The organism is Pseudomonadota bacterium, from assembly GCA_030859565.1.
GTDB lineage: Bacteria > Pseudomonadota > Gammaproteobacteria > JACCXJ01 > JACCXJ01 > USCg-Taylor.
This window is the reverse complement of the sequence record JALZJW010000218.1, coordinates 1-4,322: the sequence shown is the minus strand read 5'-3', so window position 1 is coordinate 4,322 and position 4,322 is coordinate 1. Positions and strand designations below refer to the sequence as shown.

3 protein-coding genes and 3 tRNA genes are annotated in these 4,322 nt (G+C 56.7%); 2 read left to right on the top strand and 4 right to left on the bottom strand.

The window, feature by feature from the left end:
• Nucleotides 1-26: 26 nt before the first annotated feature.
• The gene (locus M3436_19580; protein ID MDQ3566181.1) at nt 27-1,046 is read right to left on the bottom strand and encodes an NAD-dependent epimerase; all 1,020 of its coding nucleotides are present in this window, start codon (nt 1,044-1,046) and stop codon (nt 27-29) included.
• Between the two features lie 471 nt (nt 1,047-1,517).
• Between M3436_19580 and M3436_19575 the strand changes: the two genes are divergently transcribed.
• Entirely contained in the window at nt 1,518-1,910 is a 393-nt protein-coding gene (locus tag M3436_19575) for a VanZ family protein (protein ID MDQ3566180.1), read from the top strand.
• 52 nt (nt 1,911-1,962) lie between these two features.
• Here M3436_19575 and M3436_19570 read toward each other — a convergent pair.
• The 3 genes from M3436_19570 to gltX form a co-directional block, all read right to left on the bottom strand.
• A tRNA-Glu gene (locus M3436_19570) sits at nt 1,963-2,038 on the bottom strand.
• Between the two features lie 97 nt (nt 2,039-2,135).
• Nucleotides 2,136-2,211 (bottom strand) — tRNA-Ala (locus tag M3436_19565).
• Between the two features lie 16 nt (nt 2,212-2,227).
• Entirely contained in the window at nt 2,228-3,661 is a 1,434-nt protein-coding gene (gene gltX / locus M3436_19560; protein ID MDQ3566179.1) for a glutamate--tRNA ligase, read from the bottom strand.
• Between the two features lie 106 nt (nt 3,662-3,767).
• Here gltX and M3436_19555 point away from each other — a divergent pair.
• Nucleotides 3,768-3,842: transfer RNA gene (locus M3436_19555), tRNA-Val, on the top strand.
• Nucleotides 3,843-4,322 lie beyond the last annotated feature (480 nt).

Below are 4,322 nucleotides of genomic sequence, written 5' to 3'. Positions count from 1 at the left end.
AACCGAGCCCGATAACGGATATTTTTCTACCGTGTTTCATGGTTTCTAGAATAGCCTTTATACCAGCTTACAAACTTTGCGATCCCCACATCGATCGGCGTCGACGGCCGGTACCCAACATCCCGCTCGAGCTCGGTAATATCCGCATAGGTATCGGGAACGTCGCCGGGCTGCATCGGTAAAAAATTCTTTTGCGCCTTTTTTCCTAGCGTTTCCTCCAGCACCTCGATGAACCGCATCAAGGGTACCGGCTTATTGTTCCCGATATTGTACAGTCTATAGGGCGCGCGGCTGGCGCCGGGATCCGGCTCGTGACCGGACCACTCCGGGCTGGGCGCCGCGACCGTATCTATAACTCGAATGACGCCTTCAACGATATCATCGATATAGGTGAAATCGCGCCGATGCTCGCCGTAGTTGAAGACATCGATCGGTTGTCCCTCGATGATATTACGGGTAAAAAGAAACAAGGCCATGTCGGGTCTGCCCCAGGGGCCATACACGGTGAAAAATCTCAAGCCCGTCACCGGCATGGCGTATAGATGGCTATAGGTATGCGCCATCAACTCGTTGGCTTTTTTTGTCGCCGCATACAATGAAACGGGGTGATCGACATTATCGTGAACAGAGAACGGCATCCGGGTGTTGGCTCCGTACACCGAACTTGAGGAGGCATAGACGAGGTGCTCGACGCCATAATGGCGGCACCCCTCGAGGATATTTACGAAACCGAGAAGATTCGAATCGACATAGGCGTGGGGGTGGGTGAGTGAGTAACGCACCCCGGCTTGCGCCGCTAAATGTGCAACTCGCGCCGGCCGCTCCGTATTAAACAGCGCGTCGATGCCCGGCCGATCGGCAATGTCGAGCTTGATGAAACGAAAATTCTCGTGAACGGCAAGCCGGCTAAGACGCGCCTCCTTGAGGCCGACATCGTAATAGTCGTTCAAATTATCGACACCAAGCACTTGGTCGCCTCGATCGAGCAGGCGTCCGCCGAGAGCCGCGCCGATAAAACCAGCCGCGCCGGTTATTAGGATTTTCATTGCTATTGCCTCAAAGCTTGTGAAAAAATCTGCTGCGCTCGGCATCTCGCGTTCCGGCGATGCTCGGAATCCTCATGTATTTCAACATACACTCCGGTTGCTCGTCTCATCCTTGAGACTCGCCCCTACGGGGCTTGCGCGCCGTTTCGCTCCCGGCGAAACGCTCCTGCGCTTCGGCGGAAAGCCAGGGCCAGGGGCGAGTACCCGAGCGCCAGCGAAGCTGGCCGGGCCGAAGGCGGCCCTGTTTGGCGCGCCGAGGATGCAACGCGACCTCTCTTCGCTCGCGACGATGTTTTCACAACCTTTCAGCGGCCTGATTCATCATGATAGATTGCGTCCTTTCAAGTTCGAGCGATCCCGGACGATCATTGTTATGCGCTACAGGCGGCATTCCGCGCCACACTCCGGGCTTCCTCGACGGAGGTCGGTATTCATGCCGCTCTCCTAAACTCTCAGGCAATAATAGATACCATGACTATTCGATGCATGTGGAAGCTCGCCGGTGGTCTCCTCGTCGGCATTACCATCTTCTTCTCCCTTATACCTTTACCTTCGATACAGGCTCCGGCGATCCCCGATAAACTGGTCCACGGCGCGGTTTACGCCTTGCTGATGCTATGGTTTGTCCAGATCACGCGGCGCAATCGTTGGGCTGCCCTCGCACTTGCTTTAACGCTGCTCGGCATCAGTCTGGAGCTCGGTCAAGGAGCCGGCGGGTATCGAGCCTTTAGCTACCTGGATATCGCCGCTAACACCTTCGGCATCGCGCTCGGCTGGATCTCAGCGTTATTGGGATTGTCGTCCATCGTAACGCGTCTAGAAACCGTCTTGGAGATCCATAATACCCGCCGCAGCACGCGGTAAGCCTATGTGCGCGGTCCGTAAAATCATCGCGGCGGACTGACTGCCGGACGATTGGCGTCCCCAAGGGGATTCGAACCCCTGTTGCCGCCGTGAAAGGGCGATGTCCTAGGCCTCTAGACGATGGGGACAGGATTGTCTCTGAGATTCCCGGGGCGCGCCTAACCTTCCTCTGCCGTAAACCGCTGGAGGTCCGCGGCAAGGCGAACCGGTTACCCGTGCGATAGGTGGTGGAGCCAGGCGGGATCGAACCGCCGACCTCTACAATGCCATTGTAGCGCTCTCCCATCTGAGCTATGGCCCCACGGATTGTTCAAACCTTAAGATAGGCCCGCGCCGGTGTCAATAACCCCTTGGCTCTGAACATAGGCAATGGCCTTGGCTATACGTTGCAAGGAACGTTCCCTACCCATGAGCCAGGCCGTGGTGTCGATAGGCGGGGAGACGCTCCGGCCGGTCAACGCGACTCTCAGAGGCTGAGCAAGCTGGCCCAAGTTCAATTCGAATGTCGCCGCTACGTGGGTGATGGCTTCATGGACAGCCTCCTGAGTCCACTGCGGTAAGTCTGAAAATCGTTGCCATAACATCAGCAGTGGATCGGCCATCAGCGGGATGAGGTACCTCGCCGCGGCCGGCTCGTCATAGGCGGAAGAATCCCTATAAAAAACGCCAGCGCTGTCCGCCATCTCCACCAAGGTCTTAGAGCGTTCACGTAGCGGCTGAACAACATCCGCCAACGCCGGGGGATCGCTCGCCGCGATCCCGAGACGGTCTAAATGCCAACCGAGACGCGCCAGTAATTCGGGCGTAGGGATGTTTTTTAAATAATGCTGGTTCAACCACTGTAACTTTGCCGAGTCGAAGGTTGCTGCTGCTTTGTTGATCGCTCCGGTCCCGAATTTATCGATCATTTCCTGCATCGAAAAGATCTCTTGATCCCCGTGCGACCAGCCCAACCGAAGTAAGTAATTCAGCAACGCCTCGGGGAGATAACCGTCCTCCCGGAACTGAAGCACACTGACCGCGCCATGCCGTTTCGACAGCCGCTGGCCGTCGCCTCCGAGGATCATCGGCACATGCGCATAGGCCGGGATGGGTGCACCCAAGGCCCGCAGGATGTTGATCTGCCGGGGCGTATTGTTCAGGTGATCATCGCCTCGAATGACATGGCTGATCGCCATATCCATGTCATCGACAACCACCGCGAGATTGTACGTCGGTGTGCCGTCCGCCCGCGCAATGATGAGATCATCGAGCTCGCGGTTGTGGAACACGACCTGGCCTCGAATCAAATCGTGCACGGCTACTTCGCCATCGGTCGAATTCTTGAACCGCACCACGGGCCGGCTGCCCGTCCTCGCCGCGTTACGGCAGTAGCCGTCGTAACGTGGCTTTTCTTTGCGCCCCATCTGCTCGGCCCGCAGTGCCTCGAGCCGCTCTTTCGAGCAATAACAATGGTAAGCCTGTCCCTCTCGCAGCAACCGATCGATGATCTCTCGATAACGATCGAAGCGCCGTGTTTGAAAATATGGGCCTTCGTCATGGTCGAGACCGAGCCACGCCATGCCCTCCAGGATCGCATCGACCGCCGCCGGCGTCGATCGTTCGAGATCGGTGTCCTCGATCCTCAAAATAAATACGCCGCCATGTCTTCTCGCATAGAGCCAAGAGAAGAGCGCCGTCCTCGCACCGCCGATATGCAAGTAACCGGTCGGACTCGGTGCGAAACGCGTGCGTACTTGAAATTTCTCCATCATGCCGCCTGCGTTGTGTTCCAATTTATTCGCCGCTCAGTCCACCGCTCCCATCGCCTTGAGATTGATTGACCCTGCGGTTTAATGTCCTTAGAATTCCTGCGACGGGCGATTAGCTCAGTGGGAGAGCGCTGCTTTCACACAGCGGAGGTCGCTGGTTCAATCCCAGCATCGCCCACCAAGTAACTCAAACTGTTATCCTACTCCTGTCGCCGGGCTACCGCGAAGCCCCCAGACTGTTAGGACGGCGGCCCTCAGGCGATCCCTGAATGGCCTTCCAACCCGTCAACCCCATTCCGAGCAAAATGCGCCCGGCCGAAACGATGGACGACATTTGGAGAGTCCGGGAGAAAACCTTGTGTCACAGAGCTTGGGGTAATGCGCTCGATTGGCGCGGTCATGCCACCCGTGTATACATTCTAAGCCATTAAAGGTTTCACTCGCATTTTTCAGGGCCTTGCAATTCCTACTGAATAAGCCACCCACTCCCGGTCGTCTACTGCAGAAGGCTCTCTGTTGATCAGCTCGGCTTCTTTGACCGCCCGCTATTCGGATATTCTGATGGTCCGCTCCTGGCCGATTTTGTTGAAAAACTTCCGGAACTTCTGCTCGCGGTGATGATCGGATCTTCGTAATGGTTATTACGGAGAACTGCTGATGA